Annotated in this window: 20 protein-coding genes and 1 tRNA gene; 6 read left to right on the forward strand and 15 right to left on the reverse strand. The window is 67.5% G+C overall.

Features of this window, described 5'->3' with window-relative positions:
* The first annotated feature begins 81 nt into the window (after positions 1-81).
* A complete protein-coding gene (trpA, locus tag N8I71_RS18455; RefSeq protein ID WP_262879500.1) occupies positions 82-873 on the forward strand; it encodes a tryptophan synthase subunit alpha in 792 nt (263 codons plus the stop codon).
* 10 nt (positions 874-883) lie between these two features.
* Here the strand turns inward: trpA and N8I71_RS18460 are convergent, their stop codons facing one another.
* Positions 884-1,342: a MarR family winged helix-turn-helix transcriptional regulator gene (locus tag N8I71_RS18460; RefSeq protein WP_262879501.1), complete on the reverse strand. Its 459-nt coding sequence runs from the start codon at positions 1,340-1,342 to the stop codon at positions 884-886.
* Complete coding sequence (locus N8I71_RS18465; RefSeq protein WP_262879502.1) at positions 1,323-2,471, reverse strand: Acg family FMN-binding oxidoreductase; 1,149 nt, start codon at positions 2,469-2,471, stop codon at positions 1,323-1,325. Before N8I71_RS18465 ends, N8I71_RS18460 begins: the two co-directional genes overlap by 20 nt.
* Before the next feature lie 139 nt (positions 2,472-2,610).
* Here N8I71_RS18465 and N8I71_RS18470 point away from each other — a divergent pair, with 139 nt between their 5' ends.
* Positions 2,611-3,774 carry an alpha-hydroxy acid oxidase gene (locus N8I71_RS18470; protein ID WP_262879503.1) on the forward strand — a complete coding sequence of 388 codons (1,164 nt, stop codon included), beginning with the start codon at positions 2,611-2,613 and terminating at the stop codon, positions 3,772-3,774.
* A gap of 6 nt (positions 3,775-3,780) precedes the next feature.
* On the opposite strand, the gene N8I71_RS18475 is transcribed toward N8I71_RS18470, so the two are convergent.
* A complete protein-coding gene (locus tag N8I71_RS18475; protein WP_262879504.1) occupies positions 3,781-4,929 on the reverse strand; it encodes an MFS transporter in 1,149 nt (382 codons plus the stop codon).
* Positions 4,930-5,094: 165 nt separating this feature from the next.
* Here N8I71_RS18475 and N8I71_RS18480 point away from each other — a divergent pair, with 165 nt between their 5' ends.
* Positions 5,095-5,718 carry a 50S ribosomal protein L25/general stress protein Ctc gene (locus N8I71_RS18480; RefSeq protein ID WP_262879505.1) on the forward strand — a complete coding sequence of 208 codons (624 nt, stop codon included), beginning with the start codon at positions 5,095-5,097 and terminating at the stop codon, positions 5,716-5,718.
* A 90-nt stretch (positions 5,719-5,808) separates the two neighbouring features.
* Here the strand turns inward: N8I71_RS18480 and N8I71_RS18485 are convergent, their stop codons facing one another.
* Together N8I71_RS18485 and N8I71_RS18490 are read right to left on the reverse strand one after the other, a co-directional pair.
* Positions 5,809-6,498, reverse strand: a complete 690-nt coding sequence (locus N8I71_RS18485) for an FkbM family methyltransferase (protein ID WP_262879506.1) — start codon at positions 6,496-6,498, stop codon at positions 5,809-5,811.
* Positions 6,495-7,562 (reverse strand): zinc-binding dehydrogenase, encoded by a 1,068-nt coding sequence (locus tag N8I71_RS18490; RefSeq protein WP_262879507.1) that lies wholly within the window; start codon positions 7,560-7,562, stop codon positions 6,495-6,497. Before N8I71_RS18490 ends, N8I71_RS18485 begins: the two co-directional genes overlap by 4 nt.
* A gap of 78 nt (positions 7,563-7,640) precedes the next feature.
* On the opposite strand from N8I71_RS18490, the gene pth reads away from it, so the two are divergent.
* The 3 genes from pth to N8I71_RS18505 all read left to right on the forward strand — a co-directional run bounded on the left by pth (position 7,641) and on the right by N8I71_RS18505 (position 9,816).
* Positions 7,641-8,315 (forward strand): aminoacyl-tRNA hydrolase, encoded by a 675-nt coding sequence (pth, locus tag N8I71_RS18495; RefSeq protein WP_262879508.1) that lies wholly within the window; start codon positions 7,641-7,643, stop codon positions 8,313-8,315.
* Positions 8,312-9,361, forward strand: a complete 1,050-nt coding sequence (locus tag N8I71_RS18500) for a DUF2332 domain-containing protein (protein ID WP_262879509.1) — start codon at positions 8,312-8,314, stop codon at positions 9,359-9,361. The genes pth and N8I71_RS18500 overlap by 4 nt, the downstream gene beginning before the upstream one ends.
* Before the next feature lie 83 nt (positions 9,362-9,444).
* Positions 9,445-9,816 carry a DUF2237 family protein gene (locus N8I71_RS18505; protein WP_262879510.1) on the forward strand — a complete coding sequence of 124 codons (372 nt, stop codon included), beginning with the start codon at positions 9,445-9,447 and terminating at the stop codon, positions 9,814-9,816.
* On the opposite strand, the gene N8I71_RS18510 is transcribed toward N8I71_RS18505, so the two are convergent.
* From N8I71_RS18510 to N8I71_RS18555, 10 genes are all read right to left on the reverse strand, one after another.
* On the reverse strand, positions 9,795-10,340 hold the full coding sequence (locus N8I71_RS18510; RefSeq protein WP_262879511.1) for a helix-turn-helix transcriptional regulator: 546 nt from the start codon (positions 10,338-10,340) through the stop codon (positions 9,795-9,797). The genes N8I71_RS18505 and N8I71_RS18510 overlap by 22 nt on opposite strands.
* Positions 10,341-10,373: 33 nt before the next feature.
* Positions 10,374-10,802, reverse strand: a complete 429-nt coding sequence (locus tag N8I71_RS18515) for a PepSY domain-containing protein (protein WP_262879512.1) — start codon at positions 10,800-10,802, stop codon at positions 10,374-10,376.
* An 88-nt stretch (positions 10,803-10,890) separates the two neighbouring features.
* Complete coding sequence (locus N8I71_RS18520; RefSeq protein WP_262879513.1) at positions 10,891-11,385, reverse strand: PepSY domain-containing protein; 495 nt, start codon at positions 11,383-11,385, stop codon at positions 10,891-10,893.
* 177 nt (positions 11,386-11,562) lie between these two features.
* Positions 11,563-12,783, reverse strand: a complete 1,221-nt coding sequence (trpB, locus tag N8I71_RS18525; protein WP_262879514.1) for a tryptophan synthase subunit beta — start codon at positions 12,781-12,783, stop codon at positions 11,563-11,565.
* A gap of 116 nt (positions 12,784-12,899) precedes the next feature.
* Positions 12,900-13,550, reverse strand: a complete 651-nt coding sequence (locus N8I71_RS18530; protein ID WP_262879515.1) for a phosphoribosylanthranilate isomerase — start codon at positions 13,548-13,550, stop codon at positions 12,900-12,902.
* Positions 13,551-13,563: 13 nt separating this feature from the next.
* Complete coding sequence (locus N8I71_RS18535) at positions 13,564-13,932, reverse strand: LapA family protein (protein ID WP_262879516.1); 369 nt, start codon at positions 13,930-13,932, stop codon at positions 13,564-13,566.
* 22 nt (positions 13,933-13,954) lie between these two features.
* Positions 13,955-14,242, reverse strand: coding sequence for an integration host factor subunit beta (gene ihfB / locus N8I71_RS18540; RefSeq protein WP_262879517.1), 288 nt, complete (start codon positions 14,240-14,242; stop codon positions 13,955-13,957).
* A gap of 230 nt (positions 14,243-14,472) precedes the next feature.
* Positions 14,473-14,549: transfer RNA gene (locus tag N8I71_RS18545), tRNA-Arg, on the reverse strand.
* A 59-nt stretch (positions 14,550-14,608) separates the two neighbouring features.
* Entirely contained in the window at positions 14,609-15,073 is a 465-nt protein-coding gene (locus tag N8I71_RS18550) for a GNAT family N-acetyltransferase (protein WP_262879518.1), read from the reverse strand.
* Complete coding sequence (locus tag N8I71_RS18555) at positions 15,070-15,381, reverse strand: ETC complex I subunit (RefSeq protein WP_262879519.1); 312 nt, start codon at positions 15,379-15,381, stop codon at positions 15,070-15,072. The genes N8I71_RS18550 and N8I71_RS18555 overlap by 4 nt, the downstream gene beginning before the upstream one ends.
* Between the last annotated feature and the right edge of the window lie 227 nt (positions 15,382-15,608).

A 15,608-nucleotide genomic window follows, 5' to 3' on the forward strand; every position in this document is an offset into this window, starting at 1 on the left:
GTTGCCGGCTGGTCCGGGCCCCATTGATTTCCCGCGTCACTTGGCCCAAACCCGGCCGGACGATTTTTCGAGGGGCGGGACATGACGCGGATCGACGACACCTTCGCGCGGCTGAAGGCCGAAGGGAAGAAGGCCTTCGTGGCCTATGTCATGGCGGGCGATCCGGACTACGAGACCTCGCTCGAGATCGTGAAGGCCCTGCCCGGAGCAGGTGTCGACATCATCGAGCTTGGCATGCCCTTCACCGACCCGATGGCGGACGGCCCGACCATCCAGCTGGCGGGCCAGCGCGCGCTCGACGGCGGACAGACACTGGAAAAGACGCTGCAGATCGCGCGCGAGCTGCGGAAGGACAACGACACGACCCCGATCGTGATGATGGGTTACTACAACCCGATCTATTCGCGTGGCGTGGACCGGTTCCTTGTCGACGCGAAGGCCGCCGGGATCGACGGGCTGATCGTGGTGGACCTGCCGCCCGAGGAGGATGACGAGCTCTGCATCCCGGCGCAGAAGGCCGGGCTGAACTTCATCCGGCTCGCGACCCCCACGACCGACGACAAGCGGCTGCCGAAAGTCCTGCAGAACACGTCGGGCTTCGTCTACTACGTCTCCATCACGGGCATCACCGGCGCGGCCGAGGCTCAGGCCGCCGATGTCGGCCCCGAGGTTGCGCGGATCAAGTCGCAGACGGACCTTCCCGTGATCGTGGGCTTCGGGATCAAGACCCCCGAGACGGCCGAGGCCATCGCCTCGGTCGCGGACGGTTGCGTCGTCGGCTCCGCCATCGTGGCCGAGATCGCGGCCGGACGCCCCGTTGAGGAGGTCGCGGCCTACGTGAAGGGACTTGCGGACGGGGCGCATCGCGCCTGATCGCGCCGCGTCACTGCGCGTCTCGAACGCCGTCGAGGTATTGGCGGATCTCGGCCAGGCGCGACACGAGGCTGTCCACACCTTTCATCACGGGTTCCCGCGCCATCCTGGCCATGTCCGGTGACAGTCGCTCGATCGCATCCTCCCGAAAGGCCCGCCCCTCGGCAGTGATCCACACGCGCTTGGACCGCTTGTCGTCGGGGTTGGGCCGCATGTCGATCCAGCCGCGCTTTTCCAGAAGCGCGAGGGTGTGGCTCAGCGTCGTCTTGGGAACCTGAAAGGCCGTCGCCAGCTCCAGCGGCGTGCGCCCGTCACCCACCCGCACGAGGTGATTCAGAACCGCGAAATGGGAGACGAGCACCCCTTTCGGCAGCCGCGCCTCGAACATGGCGCGGCTGAGCTGTTCGATGATCCCGATCTCGTTGAAGAGCGCGAAGATCAAGCGCGGATCACCCGGTTCCTCCGACAATCTTTGCCTCCAGCGGCCAGCGCGGCGTGGCCAGAATTTCGGGCCCGTAGCCCACACGCGCCCACATTTGCACGGTTCCGCCTTCGGGGGCCAGACGGCGGTGGATCTCGTCGTAGAGCTCGGACATCTCGGGGTATTCCTGCAAGGCCTGGCTCAGGGGCTGCATGCCGATGCCGAGTTCGGTCGCGGCAAGGTTGATCCGGACCCAGTCCATCCCGGCGCGGATCTGGTCGAGGCGCGTGTTGGTCGGCGTCACCTGCCAGATATGACCCATCGCGGTCTGCATGTTCTCGACGAAGGCCGCGTCCGCGGATCGCGCGACAAGGCCTTCGGGGTCCAAGCTCGCCTCGCGGGTGAAAAGGCCGAATACGCGAAGGGTCTCGAACATCGGTCCCATGAACTCCAGCCCGTCGGGGTTGGCGTTGACCTCCCGGTGGCCGATGCGGAACAGCTCGACCGACTCCCGCAGCGTCCTTTCGGTCGCGAACTCGATGCGGATGGCGTCGGTCGACAGGTCGCGCATTTCCTGCACGAGACCGGGTTCGGTGGCGTGACCCATCCCGAAATGCCGTGTCGCGGCCGCGATCCGGTCCAGCGCATCGGCCGGCACCGGGCGGCTCGTATCGTAGGGCTCCTTCAGCGAGCGTCGGCTTGGGACGAAGGCAAAGAGCGGGTCCGGCGCGGCATCGGTGGGCGAGAAACGGCAGACGGCGACGGGCCGGGCGTCGACGCGGAGCGGGTCGGAACCTTCGGGGAAGAGGTCGGAGGTCATCTCCAGCCCGTCGGCCAGCGCCGCCATGCGCAGGACCTCGAGGAAACAGCCAAGCCCGATGACGATCTGGCGGCTGAATGGGTCGGTCTGCGGCAGCAGTCGGTCGGTGTCGACGAAGAGCGTGACCTGATCGCGCACCGAGAGGTCCACTTTCCACGGCTGCAGGTTGTGGGGGTTCGGTGCGAGGATCGCCCAGCTCAGCGCGCGCATGCGCGGGTCGGCGTACTGCCCTGCCATGTCCCAGGGACGCATGGCGTCGCGGGGCAGTCGGGTGACGTCATAACCGACCGCCACCGTAGCGGCGAGGACGGCGCCACCCCCGATCAGGACGAGGGTCTTGCGGCGGGAAAGGGTCATTTCGAGTTCCTGTTTAATACGATATCGCATCATATAGTGCGATATCGTATTAACTGCAAGCCGCATTCGCCGCATGGACGGCAGCTTGGGAATGACGCTAGGAAAATCAGGGAATTCGGCAGCGCGCACTGGAGGGACGATGCCCGTCATCACCAATATCGAGGACCTGCACCGCATCTACCGCCGCCGGGTGCCGAAGATGTTCTACGACTACGCGGAATCGGGCAGCTGGACCGAGCAGACCTTCCGCGAGAACGTTTCGGACTTCGCCGACATCCGCCTGCGCCAGCGCATCGCCGTCGACATGGCAGGCCGCTCGACCAGGGCGAAGATGGTGGGCCAGGACTATGCCATGCCCGTCGCGCTCGCCCCCGTGGGGCTTTGCGGGATGCAGTCCGCCGATGGCGAGATAAAGGCCGCGCGCGCCGCCGAGAAGTTCGGCGTGCCCTTCACGCTGTCGACCATGTCGATCTGTTCCATCGAGGACGTGGCCAGCCACACCGCCAAGCCCTTCTGGTTCCAAGTCTACACGCTCAAGGACGACGACTTCATGAAACGGCTCTTCGCGCGGGCGAAGGACGCCAAGTGTTCGGCACTCGTCATCACGGTCGACCTGCAGATCATGGGTCAGCGGCACAAGGACGTGAAGAACGGCCTTTCGGCACCGCCCAAGTTCACGCTGGCCTCCATGGCCAACCTCGCCACCAAGATCCCGTGGGGCCTGGAGATGCTTCAGACCAAGCGGCGCTTCTTCGGCAACATCGTGGGCCATGCCAAGGGCGTTTCCGACCCGGGCTCGCTTGCCAGTTGGACGGCCGAGGCCTTCGACCCCTCGCTCAACTGGGAGCGCATCCGCGAGTTCCGCAGCTGGTGGGACGGGCCGGTGATCCTGAAGGGCATCCTCGACGAGGAGGACGCGAAACAGGCCCTCGCCGTCGGAGCGGACGCCATCATCGTGTCGAACCATGGCGGGCGGCAACTGGACGGGGCGCTTTCGTCCATCCGGATGCTGCCGCGCATCATGGACGCGGTGGGCGACAAGATCGAGGTGCATCTCGACAGCGGCATCCGCTCGGGCCAGGACGTGCTGAAGGCGCTGGCGCTGGGGGCGAAGGGCACGATGATCGGGCGGGCCTTCGTCTACGGGCTCGGGGCGATGGGACAGGCCGGTGTGACCAAGGCGCTCGAGGTCATCCACAAGGAACTCGACACGACCATGGCGCTTTGCGGGGAACGTGACGTGGCGAACCTCGGGCGGCACAACCTTCTGTTGCCGCCGGACTTCGACACGCGCTGGACCTGAGGCCGCTCAGGCCGGGCCGGGCGCCCAGCGGCTGCGCAGGAGAAACGCGAGGAGCGGCGCGACGAGGGCCGTTCCCCCCACGACCGCGAAGGCCACGCGGAGCCCGTAGGCGTCCGAAAGCTGCCCCATGAGGACCGGGGCCAGAAGGAACGCCCCGAAGCCGATCACGTTGACCCGGGCCACCGCCGCCGTTCGGCGCGAGGGCGGCACGATGCGCCCCACGAGCGCGAGTGCCATCGGCCCCACGACCGACATGCCAAGGCCCATCAGCCCGAAGCCCAGATAGGCGACCCAGGGCGCGGGGGCGACGGCCGCGAGCATCGCCCCGACGCAGGCCATGACCGACCCGCCCGAAATGATGGACAGGTCCGACAGCCGCCCCGCCGCGACCTGCCCCGCGAAACGCCCGGCGGCCATGGTCAGCCCCAGGATCGCCGGACCGAAGGCGCCCTCCGCCGCGCCGCCCTGAAGCGTGCGCTCGACATGCAGGGCCGACCAGCTCTCGACCACGGCCTCGACGAAAAAGGCGACGAGCACGATGCCGCCACACAGGGCGACCGCGCCCCCTGGAAGGCCAACCGGGCGCGGTCCGGCCTCGGAGGTCGCGGCGGGGGCCATCCGCATCCTGAGCGTTGCCGCCAGGATGAGAAGCGCGATCGCCGTGAAGACGGCGGCAGGGGACATCCCCGCCTCGCGTGCGGCCCCCGTGGCCACGGCGCTTGCCGCGTATGCCACGGAGAACATCGCGTGGTTGGCATTCATGAGGGGCGCGCGATGATGCGCCTCGAGTTCCGAGACGCGCGCGTTCGAGACGATATCGAGCGTCCCCGCGCAGACCCCCACGAGAACCATCGCCGCGAAGAAGGCCGCAGGTGTCACGGCGAACCCGGTCGCCACCATCGACAGCGCGGTTGCGATCGCGGCGGCCGGCATCGAAAAGGCCGCGAGCCGGCGGTCGAAGGCGGGCGCCAGCCACAAGGTGAGCGCAAGTCCGATCGGGCTGCCGAGCAGGAGCAGCCCGAAGAGCGCGTCGTCGGCCCCGATCCGCGCCTTGAGCACCGGCAGGAAGGCCGCGAAGCTGCCGAAGACGAGGCCCATCGCAACGAAGCCGAGGACCGGACGTCGGGAGGTGTGGAGGGCTGAGAGAACCGGCATCCGCGGCCTCTGCCACGGGCCGTGCGCCCGCACAAGCGGGGCTGCGCACGGACCCTCGGCCAGTGGCGACAAACGGCTTTTCTTTCCCGCCGTTCTCGCCTATACGCGCGGCTTCATCGGGCCCGACACCCTTGGAGGCGGCCCTTTCAGACATGGAGAATTGCAATGGCTGGTGAGATTCCAGATCTTATCGCCGAGGCACGCGCGGGGACAGGCAAGGGGGCCGCCCGCCAAGCTCGCCGCGAAGGCAAGGTGCCCGGTATCGTCTATGGCGGCGGGGCAGACCCGCTCCCCATCCAGATCCCCTTCAACGCGCTTCTGAAGCGTCTGAAGCAGGGCCGTTTCCTCTCGACGCTGTTCAACCTCAAGATCGACGGCCACGAGGACGTTCGCGTGATCTGCCGCGGCGTGCAGCGCGACGTGATCAAGGACCTGCCGACGCATGTGGACCTGATGCGCCTGCGCCGGACCTCGAAGGTGAACCTCTTCATCCACGTCGAGTTCGTGAACCACGAGAAGGCCCCGGGCCTGAAGCGTGGCGGCGTGCTGACGGTGGTGCGTCCCGAGGTAGAACTCGTGGTGACCGCGGGCGACATTCCCGATCACATCACCGTGGACCTCGAAGGCCGCAACATCGGCGACGTGATCCACATCTCGGACGTCCAGCTGCCTGAAGGGGCAAAACCGACGATCGATCGGGACTTCGTGATCGCCAACATCACGGCGCCCTCGGGCCTCGTCAGCGCGGACAATGCCGCGAGCGACGAAGAGGGACAAGGCGAGGACTGATCCCTCGCCCCTGCCCTCCGGGGCGGATCGGATTACAGGCAAGGCCGCCCTGCACCCGCAGCGGCGGCCTTTCCGTTTCGGCGCGCCGCCTCAGCCTTCGCCGTCTGCCCAAACCCGGCGGAACCCCAGGACCTTGCCGCGGGAGGCGGCGGGATCGTAGGTCATCGACATCGCCGACATCGCGTCGACGATCCTCTTGACCGCGCGCGGCGGATAACGCCGGGGATGCAGTTCGATCACGCAAAACCGCAAGGGGCAGCGCCATGGCCGATCGAAGAGCTGCGCCTCCGCTCCCTCGATATCGATCAGCACGACATGCGGACGATGGGCGCGCAGGAGGTCGTGAAAGCCGACCAGCGGAACCTCGACGTTCCTTGCGCCCTTAGCACCGAGACGAGAGGCCTGCATCTCGTCGGCCACGTGGAACGGCGCGGTCGCACCCTCGTCGGCCCGCGGGACCACCGCGCCATGCAGCACCGTCGCACCCTGGGCGCCGTTGCGCGCAAGCGTGTCCTCGATCACCGGGATCAAGGCCGGGTTCGCCTCGACCGCGAGGATGTTCTCGGGCGCGGTGCCTTTTGCGCAGACCGCGGTGACAAAGCCGAGCCCGGCACCGAGTTCCAGGACCCGGAACCCCTCCCGGACGCAAAGGGAGGCCGCGCGCGCCTCATCCGCCTCGTAGCTTCCGTCGTCGAGCTTCCGGGCAAGGGCCGGTGTCGCCATCTCTGCCGGCACATGAAGGTCAATCCCCTTGATCCGTGCCGACAGCCCCCCGCTCAAGGCGCGCCCCCTTCTTGCGCGGTGGTCGTCCCGAGGTCCTCGGCGCCGGTGGAGATCAGGATCTTGCCCGCGCTCATCGCCCGCGTGTAGGCCGCGACCGCCTCCGCGCCTTCGGCGAGATCATGGACACCGGCCACACGGCTTTCGGCGAACCCGCCCCGCAACGCCTGCGTGACCTGCCGCGAGATCAGCAGTCGCTCCGGCAGGTTCCGCGACATCAGCCATTGCGACAACCAGAAGCCACGAACGGTCAGGCCCTTGAAGATCAGCGTGCCGGGGTGGAGCGCCACCGGTTCGCGCGCAAGCCCGCCATAGACCAGGATCTCGCCGCCCCGGCCCAGCGCTTCGGCCAGCCGGAAGGTCAGTTTCCCGCCGACCGCGTCGAACGCCATGCGGCACCGAAGCTCCCGGCAGAGGGCGGCGAGCGCCTCGTCGAAATCGGGCGCGTCGGTCGACAGGACGTGGCGCGCGCCCTCGGCCCGCAGCGCCTCGGCCTGGTCGGCACGGCGCACGACGTCGATGATCTTCAGCCCCTCGGTCCGGGCGCGTGCGCGGATCATCCGGCCCAGCGCCCCGCCCGCCGCGGTGGACACGGCCGACCAGTGCCCACCCTTGCGCGCGGTTTTCACCAGCGCAACGGCAGTCAGCGGGTTGACGAAACTCATGGCTGCCGGGCCGAGCGGCATCTCCTTGGCCACCGCCACGCAGCGCATGGCCTGGGTCACGGCATACTCCGCCCAAAGCCCCTGCCTGTCCGCGATGCAGGACACCGCGCGCCCCTGCAGCATCCGCCCGTAGATCCCGCCGCCCGAGGCCACGACCCGCCCCGACCCCTCGAGCCCGGGGACCAGGGGAAAGGGCCAACCGATCCCGTATTCGCCGGCTATGGTCGAGAGGTCGGAGGGGTTGATCGGCGAGGCCGCGATCCGCACCAGGACTTCCCCGTGCCCCGGACGCGGCACAGGGCGTTCCTCCACGCGCGGTGCGGCCCCGGCCTTTTCGACGACAAGGGCACGCATGGTCTTCGGGATCTCTGTCATCGCGGGGCTCTCCAGCCGGGCCATGGCCTACCCTGACACGCGTGGCGAAGCCTTGGCAAATGCCGCGCGGGCTGGCATCACCTCGGCCACGGAGGATGCGCCATGAAACTCTGGGTCGGCCTCGGAAATCCGGGCCCCAAATACGCGGGCAACCGGCACAACATCGGCTGGATGGCGGTGGAACGGATCGCAGCCGATCACGGCTTCGCCCCATGGCGCGCGAAGTTCCAGGGCGCGTTCTGCGAAGGCACGCTCGGCGGGGAAAAGGTACTCCTGCTCAAGCCCGAGACCTTCATGAATCTTTCCGGCCAGTCCGTGGGCGAGGCGATGCGCTTCTACAAGCTGACGCCCGCCGACGTCACCGTCTTCCACGACGAGCTGGACCTCGCGCCCGGCAAGGTGCGCCTGAAGGAGGGTGGCGGACATGCGGGGCATAACGGGCTGCGCTCGATCCACCAGCATATCGGCGAGGCCTACGCGCGCGTGCGCCTCGGGATCGGCCACCCCGGCCACAAGGACCGCGTCGCGAGCTATGTCCTGTCCGATTTCGCCAAGGCCGAGCAGGAATGGCTCGACGATGTGCTGCGCGGTATCTCTGACGGTGCGCCGGACCTCGCGGCGGGGGACGGGCCGAAGTTCCTGAACGCCATCGCCCGGCGCACGGCCCCCGCGCGGCCCGCGAAGGCAGCTGCCACCAAACCGGAGGCGAAACCCGAAGCCAAGGCCGAGCCCGACGCGCGGAGCGCACTCCAGAAACTCGTGGACCGTTTCCGTTGACCGGGGCCGAGCCTCGCGTCCGGGGCGCCTTCCGCAGCCAGGGGATAAGTTGCGCATCACTCGGATCGCCGTTCATGGGACGGCTGATGCCGCTTGTCGCCGAGCGTCTGACCCCAGACACCGCGCCCGGCTCGCGCATCCTTGCGTGGGAGGGCGATGTCGGCCCTGCAGGACAGTCCCTGCCGCTGCGCCTTGCGGGCGCGCTGCACGCGCTGGTGCTCGACGGGGCGGATGCTCCGCTTGCCGCCGCCTATCCGCCCAACGCGGTCGATGACGATACGCTCTGGCAGGCCGTCCATGGCGCGCTCGAACGGCACCCGGAGCGGATCATGGCCTGGCTCGACCGCGCGCCCCAGACCAACGAGGTGCGCCGTTCGTCGATCCTGCTGCCGGCGATCTGGTGGCTCCTGTCGCAAACTGGCGACAGGCCGGTCGTACTGAGCGAACTCGGTGCGAGCGCGGGGCTGAACCTGTCGCTCGACCGCTTCGCCCTCGACCTGCCCGAAGGAACGGCCGGCGCGGCGGAAAGTCCGGTCCACCTGAGGCCCGAGTGGCGCGGCGCGCCGCCGCCTGCCCCCCTGCCCCTCCATGTCGTGGAACGCGCGGGCGTCGACATGCATCCGCTCGACCCCGGCGATCCGGGCGACGCGCTCCGCCTGCTGTCCTTCCTGTGGCCCGACCAGCCCGAGCGCATGGCGCTTACGCGTGGGGCGATCACGCTGGCCTCGGTGCGCCCCGATGCCGGTGACGCGGCCCCCTGGCTTGCGGCGCGCCTTGGCACGCTTCGTCCCGGTCGCCTGCATGTCGTCTACACGACCGTGGCCTGGCAGTACTTCCCATCCGAAACCCAGAACGCCTGCACGGCCGCGCTGGAGGCCGCGGGCGCCAGGGCCGGGCGGGACTCGCCGCTTGCACATCTGTCGTTCGAGGCGGACGGACAGCGCGATGGCGGGGCCGTCACCGTCCGGCTATGGCCCGACAGCCCCGAACGAAAATTACTTGCTCGTGCGGATTTCCATGGTCGCTGGGTCGATTGGCGCGGTTAGCATTTGCACTGCGCCACACTGCTGCTAGCGTGGCACCGGGTGAGAGTATCGTGCGACAGGGGAGTTTGTGCATGCCATTCGAGATGAGTGCGTCTGTCAATGTTCTTGGGCAGACGCTTCAAAGCTGTTCGCGCGATCCGATGACGGGTTTCTTCCGGAACGGAAGCTGCGATACCTGCGAAGAGGATCGGGGCATACACACGGTCTGTGCCGTGATGACGGCCGAATTCCTTGCCTACTCGAAATACGTGGGCAACGATCTGTCGACGCCAAGGCCGGAATTCTCGTTCCCGGGTCTGCAGGCGGGCGACCGCTGGTGCCTCTGCGCCACGCGCTTTCTGCAGGCGCATGAAGAAGGGGTCGCCCCACGTGTCAACCTCTCCGCGACGCACGAACGAACGCTCGACGTGGTGCCGCTCGAGGTGCTGCAGAGCTACGCGGTCGAAGACCGCTGAGCCGCGTCATCGCCCGGGGCCCTGGAGGCGCCGGGCAGCGCGGCTTCGTCCATGAGGTCGTCCACGAACAGCGACAGTAGCTGCGGTCGGCCCGAAACGCCGGCCTTGCGATAGATGGCGTTGGTCTGAGCCTTGACCGTTCCCTGCGACGTCTGCCTGAGTTCGGCGATTTCCGCGAGAGACAGACCTTTCAGGGCAAAGAGCGCCACGTCACGTTCCGCCGGCGTAAGCCCCCAGTCGTCGAAGCGTTCGTCCACCAGGTCCATGAAGGCGCCGGAGGCGGCGCGCAACGCCTGCTCGGCGGCCCGGGTCCGCCGCAACGACGCCCGCAGGAGCAGCGCGCCCAGCGCCACCCCGAGGATGAGACCGACCGCGGCGGAAAGCTCCATGACCTCGCGGTAAGCCCATGGGATCGGTCCGAAGGGCACGCCGAGAACACTGAGCACGATGTCGGACACGAAGAAGAAGCCGCACAGCGACTGAACGACCAGGATGGCCACGAACACCCAAGGGTGCTTCAGCATGCGACCGACCCGAAAACGGTTCGCGGCGTGACCTCAATCGTCATCGTCGTCATCGTCGTCCCCGCCGCCGCCGCCGCTTCCGCTGTTGCCGCTGCTCCCGCTGTTGTCATCGTCGTCGTCGTCGTCGTCGTCGTCGTCACTATCGTCATCGTCGTCGTCACCATCATCGTCGTCACCGGGCGACGGACCGATGCTGGGATCGCCGCTGCTGTCTTCGGAATAGTCGCGCAGGATCGACCCGTTGCGGGGGTCGAGCACGATCTCACGCATGAGATCGCCACGCCGGGCGATCACCCGCACCCGGCCGAGCAACGTGCGGCGCGCGGAGACGATCGTGAACCCTTGCGCTTCGAGCTGGCGGATCACCGACCGGGTGGCGCGATCATCCTGCGCGAACGCGGGTGTCGCGGCCAGGACCGCAGCGCCGGCGGTCAGGAGGAATTTGCGTCGGGTCTGTCTCATCTCGGTCAGCCTTTCACGCCGAACCCCGCCGGTTTCAGCACCGGCGGGGACAGGCCGTCAGAGCGAACGGCGCACGCGGCAGGGCAACTCAGTCGTCGTCGCCGTCGTCATCATCGTCGCCGCTGTCATCGTGGTCGTCATTGCCGTGGTCGTCGTCGTGGTCATCGTCGTGGTCATCGTCGTCGTGATCGTCGTGATCGTCATCATCGCGGCTGTCGTCATCGTCGTCATCATAGCCGCGGTCGTCGTCGTAATCGTCATCGTCTTCGTCATCGTCGTCGCGGCCGGTGAAGTCCCGGTTACGGTCCCGGATGCGGAAGCCGGTCCGATTCATATCGTCGGCGCTGGCGCGATCCACCTCGGAGTCGATGATGCGGCCGGTGTCGGCGTCGTAGATGACCTCGATCGTCTGGCCGTCCCGCGTGGCCTCGACCTTGATCTGCGTGAGGCCGCGATCGATCTCGATATAGTCGAACTGCTCCGCCTGGTATTCCTCGAGCAGCCTTTCGGCCATGTCCTGGGCAAGCGCGGGTCCGCTCGCGAAAAGGCCGGCCGCGGTGCCGAGCATGAGAAGCTTTTTCATTCTTGGGTCTCCCCTGGAACTGCCGGACGGCCCCATGCCGCCCGTGACAGGGCGGAAAGGAGCGCACGCGGCGCCGCGGATAAACCGACTATGGGTTTAAACGGGGGGGCGTAAACCCGCGGTCCAGCGGGATAAACCGAAGGTATAGGCGAAAGGGCCGGCAAACCGGCCCCTGCCTCACATTTCCCAGCCGAGCGCGCGCGCGACGGTGAAGATATCCTTGTCGCCGCGTCCGCACATGTTCATCACGATCAGGTGGTCGGCGGGCAGATCGGGGGCGATCTTGGCGACATGGGCCAGCGCGTGGGACGGTTCCAGCGCCGGAATGATGCCCTCGGTCTCGCAGGAAAGCTGGAAGGCCTCGAGCGCCTCGGCATCGGTGATCGAGACGTATTCGGCCCGCCCGATGTCATGCAGCCAGGCGTGTTCCGGCCCGATGCCGGGATAGTCGAGGCCCGCGGAGATCGAGTGTCCTTCGAGGATCTGCCCATCCTCGTCCTGCAGGAGGTAGGTCCGGTTCCCGTGCAGCACGCCGGGCCGACCGCCGGTCAGCGAGGCGCAATGCTCCATCTTCTCGTTGACGCCCTTGCCGCCGGCTTCCACGCCGATGATCCCGACCTCCTTGTCGTCGAGGAAGGGATAGAACAGGCCCATCGCATTCGACCCGCCGCCGATCGCGGCGATGATCGTGTCGGGCAGGCGGCCCTCGGCCTCCATGATCTGTTCCCGCGTTTCCTTGCCGATGATCGACTGGAAGTCGCGGACCATCGCCGGGTAGGGATGCGGGCCCGCCACCGTGCCGATGCAGTAGAAGGTGTCGCGCACGTTCGTGACCCAGTCCCGCAGCGCATCGTTCATCGCATCCTTCAGCGTGCCGCGGCCGCTCGTCACCGGCACGACCTCGGCGCCCAGAAGCTTCATCCGGAACACGTTCGGTGCCTGCCGCTCCACGTCGGTCGCGCCCATGTAGACGATGCACTTGAGCCCGAACTTCGCGCAGACGGTCGCGGTCGCCACGCCGTGCTGGCCCGCGCCCGTCTCGGCGATGATCCGCGTCTTGCCCATGCGGCGGGCGAGGATGATCTGGCCCAGCACGTTGTTGATCTTGTGCGCGCCGGTGTGGTTCAGCTCGTCGCGCTTGAAGTAGATCTTGGCACCGCCCAGCCGCTCGGTCAGGCGCTCGGCGAAGTAGAGCGGCGAAGGGCGGCCGACATAGTGCTTCCAGAGGAAGTCCATCTCGTCCCAGAAGCTCTTGTCCGTCTTGGCGTGCTCGTACTGCGCCTCGAGCTCGAGGATCAGCGGCATGAGCGTCTCGGAGACGAACCGCCCGCCGAAATCGCCGAAACGGCCCTTCTCGTCGGGGCCGGTCATGAAGCTGTTCAGGATATCGTCGGGCATGGGCCTCGCCTCCGCTGGTGCGCCGGAAGGGGTAGCGCGGCGGTCGTGACGGGGCAAGGGCAAGGCGTTTCGAAAGGCCGTGCGACACGCGATTTCGAAATCGCGTTCGGCCTTGCTCAGGCGGCCGTCGCCGACAACGCGCTCGCGAACGCCGCCATCCGGCCGCTGTCCTTCACCCCCGGTGCGCTTTCCACGCCGGAACTCACATCGACCTGCCGGGCCCCGGTTAGCCGCACCGCTTCGGCCACGTTTCCGGGCGTCAGGCCGCCCGCGAGCATCCACGGTTTCGTCCAGTACTTTCGCCCGGCCAGCAGCCGCCAGTCGAAGGCAAGGCCGTTGCCGCCCGGAAGATCGGCGCCCTTCGGCGGCTTCGCATCGATCAGGAGCTGGTCGGCCACGGCGGAGTAGAGGTCGATCGCCGCGAGGTCGTCGGGTCCTGCGATCCCCACCGCCTTCATCACCGGCAGCCCGAAGCGCGCGCGCACCTCGGCGACCCGCCCGGGGCTTTCCTCCCCATGTAGCTGCAGCATGTCGAGCGGCACCTCCGCCAGCAGGGCATCCAGCGCCGCGTCGTCCGCATCGACGGTCAGCGCGACTTTCGCGATCCCCGGCGGAACGGCCAGGGCCAGATCCCTCGCACAGGCCAGCGAGACATTCCGGGGCGACTTCGGGAAGAACACGAAGCCGACGTAGCGCGCGCCGGCCTCGGCGGCGGCGGACACGTCTTCGGGGCGGGTCAGCCCGCAGAACTTGATCGCGATGGACATGGAATATCCCGGCTCAGCGCGCGGCGCTGGCATCCTCGACGAGCGCGAGGATCTCGTCGCGTCCCTCGTCTCTTGTGCCCTTGAGCGCCTTGACCTCGCGCTCCAGTTTCTGCGCCTCGCGCTGGTTCGTCTTGGCTGCGACGCGGTGGCGATGCTCGCGCAGCCATTCCCAGACGAACCCCCAGAGGACGCCCGTCGCCACGCCGCCGAGGATCACGAGGTAGAGCGGAAGTTCGATCGCCCATTCCACGCCAGACCACAGCGCGAGTTCCTCCGGCAGCAGCGTCAGCGTGACCGGATCGCGATTCGCCAGCGCCAGGATCACCAGCGCGAAGGCAACGGCGATCAGGAATACATACTTGATGGCGCGAATGACTTTCATCGCTTCCCCCGAGGTGTTGCGTTCAGCCGTCCAGACCGTTCAGCCGGTCCCGAAGCAGCTTTCCCGCCTTGAAGAATGGCACATGCTTCTCGTCGACATCCACGCTTGCGCCGGTCCGCGGGTTGCGGCCGATCCGCGCGTCGCGCTTCTTGACCGAGAACGCGCCGAAGCCGCGCAGTTCCACCCGGTTGCCGTCCGCCAGCGCCTCGATGATCTCCTCGAAGATGGCGTTCACGATACGCTCGACATCCCGCTGGTAGAGGTGCGGGTTCTCGTCTGCCAGCTTCTGGATCAGCTCCGAGCGTATCATGGTGACCCTCCCAAGCCTGACATGGTCGCTGACCTCGGAGTATAGGCAAATGCGATTGATCTGAACACCGAATTCGAGCCCGTTATGCCCGGTCCAAGCGCCCGATGGCCCTGTTTTCCGTGCCTAATCCGCGCTTCGCGGGCCAGAATGCGCCGGAAATCCGCGGCCGTTCGCGTGTTGAAAGCGGCGCCCTTGCGCGATTCGGATGCCGCGCGTGCGGTGCGAGATGCTGGCGACCCCTGAAGGACTCGAACCCTCAACCTGCTGATTAGAAGTCAGCTGCTCTATCCTGTTGAGCTAAGGGGCCGCTCGGTTTCTCCTGTAGCGAAGCGCGCGCGGCACGTCCACGGGGAGGCTGTGGCCCGCTTAGAGATCGCGCGCCATGAAGACGCTTTCGGGGTCGGGGCGATAGGCGCCAAAGGGCCCGGTCTCGACGAACCCCGCCGCCCGGTAGAGGCCGCGCGCGGCCGCCGATCCATCCCGGCTTCCGGTTTCGAGGCGGAGGCGGCGAATGCCCTCGGCCCGCGCGGCCGCGACGATCGCCTCGAGAATGGCGCGTCCGGCGCCGGTGCCACGCGCCTCCTCGCGCACATGCATCGACTTCACCTCGCCCTCGCCCTCCGCAAGCGGCACGTATCCACCCATCGCCACGAGACGGTCGTCCAGCCACCCGCCGAACAGACGCGCGCCCGTTGCCGCGAGCGCCGTGGCATCGAGGTTGTGATTGCTTTCGGCAGGATAATGGGCGGCGGAATGGGCGGCGTGCGCCGCGATCAGATCGACGAGCCCCGGCGCCGTGGCGTCGATCGGCCCGATCTTCAGGCCACTCAATGCGTCCAGGCCCCGCGGCGATCGGTGGCGAAATTCTCGCCGTAGCCGCGCGCGCGAATATTGGGCTTGCGCACCTTTGGCTGGATCACGACCGCGTCGATCCCGTGATCCGCGGCGTAGTCCTTCGCGGCCTCCAGCGTCTCGAACCGAAGGTGCACCTGGCTGTTCATGTCCGAGGAACTGGTCCAGCCCATCAGGGGATCGATCTGCCGGGCGCTCTCGGGCGCGAACTCCAGCACCCACTCCTTCGTCTTGGCCATACCCGAGGACATCGCGGACTTCGCGGGTTTGAAGATCCTGGCACGCATAGAAACACCTCCTGCCCGTCCGGTTCAGGGCCCTATAGCGCGTGTATGGGAAATCATCGCCAGCGACGCAATGCGCCAATTTCTCCCATCGGTTCGCGGCGCGCCCCGACAGGCAAAGGGCGCGGGAAAAACACGTTGCCTTCATGACTACGGGAGAAGCGCGAAGCGGAGAGGGTTGCCGGCCGGAGCCGAGGGAGCGAGGGGTGGGTGGGTGTTCGGCTCCGCCC

It is taken from the genome of Roseicyclus sediminis, from assembly GCF_025515305.1.
GTDB classification, from domain to species: domain Bacteria; phylum Pseudomonadota; class Alphaproteobacteria; order Rhodobacterales; family Rhodobacteraceae; genus Roseibacterium; species Roseibacterium sediminis.

Excerpts from the sequence above, each read along its gene's own strand:
- pth (WP_262879508.1), top strand. The coding sequence starts at position 7,641 with ATGAAACTCTGGGTCGGCCTCGGAAATCCGGGCCCCAAATACGCGGGC.
- N8I71_RS18520 (WP_262879513.1), bottom strand. The coding sequence starts at position 11,385 with ATGAAAAAGCTTCTCATGCTCGGCACCGCGGCCGGCCTTTTCGCGAGC.
- trpA (WP_262879500.1), top strand. The coding sequence starts at position 82 with ATGACGCGGATCGACGACACCTTCGCGCGGCTGAAGGCCGAAGGGAAG.
- N8I71_RS18480 (WP_262879505.1), top strand. The coding sequence starts at position 5,095 with ATGGCTGGTGAGATTCCAGATCTTATCGCCGAGGCACGCGCGGGGACA.
- N8I71_RS18470 (WP_262879503.1), top strand. The coding sequence starts at position 2,611 with ATGCCCGTCATCACCAATATCGAGGACCTGCACCGCATCTACCGCCGC.
- N8I71_RS18555 (WP_262879519.1), bottom strand. The coding sequence starts at position 15,381 with ATGCGTGCCAGGATCTTCAAACCCGCGAAGTCCGCGATGTCCTCGGGT.
- N8I71_RS18490 (WP_262879507.1), bottom strand. The coding sequence starts at position 7,562 with ATGGCCCGGCTGGAGAGCCCCGCGATGACAGAGATCCCGAAGACCATG.
- N8I71_RS18475 (WP_262879504.1), bottom strand. The coding sequence starts at position 4,929 with ATGCCGGTTCTCTCAGCCCTCCACACCTCCCGACGTCCGGTCCTCGGC.
- trpB (WP_262879514.1), bottom strand. The coding sequence starts at position 12,783 with ATGCCCGACGATATCCTGAACAGCTTCATGACCGGCCCCGACGAGAAG.
- N8I71_RS18510 (WP_262879511.1), bottom strand. The coding sequence starts at position 10,340 with ATGCTGAAGCACCCTTGGGTGTTCGTGGCCATCCTGGTCGTTCAGTCG.
- N8I71_RS18505 (WP_262879510.1), top strand. The coding sequence starts at position 9,445 with ATGAGTGCGTCTGTCAATGTTCTTGGGCAGACGCTTCAAAGCTGTTCG.
- ihfB (WP_262879517.1), bottom strand. The coding sequence starts at position 14,242 with ATGATACGCTCGGAGCTGATCCAGAAGCTGGCAGACGAGAACCCGCAC.
- N8I71_RS18535 (WP_262879516.1), bottom strand. The coding sequence starts at position 13,932 with ATGAAAGTCATTCGCGCCATCAAGTATGTATTCCTGATCGCCGTTGCC.
- N8I71_RS18465 (WP_262879502.1), bottom strand. The coding sequence starts at position 2,471 with ATGACCCTTTCCCGCCGCAAGACCCTCGTCCTGATCGGGGGTGGCGCC.
- N8I71_RS18530 (WP_262879515.1), bottom strand. The coding sequence starts at position 13,550 with ATGTCCATCGCGATCAAGTTCTGCGGGCTGACCCGCCCCGAAGACGTG.
- N8I71_RS18515 (WP_262879512.1), bottom strand. The coding sequence starts at position 10,802 with ATGAGACAGACCCGACGCAAATTCCTCCTGACCGCCGGCGCTGCGGTC.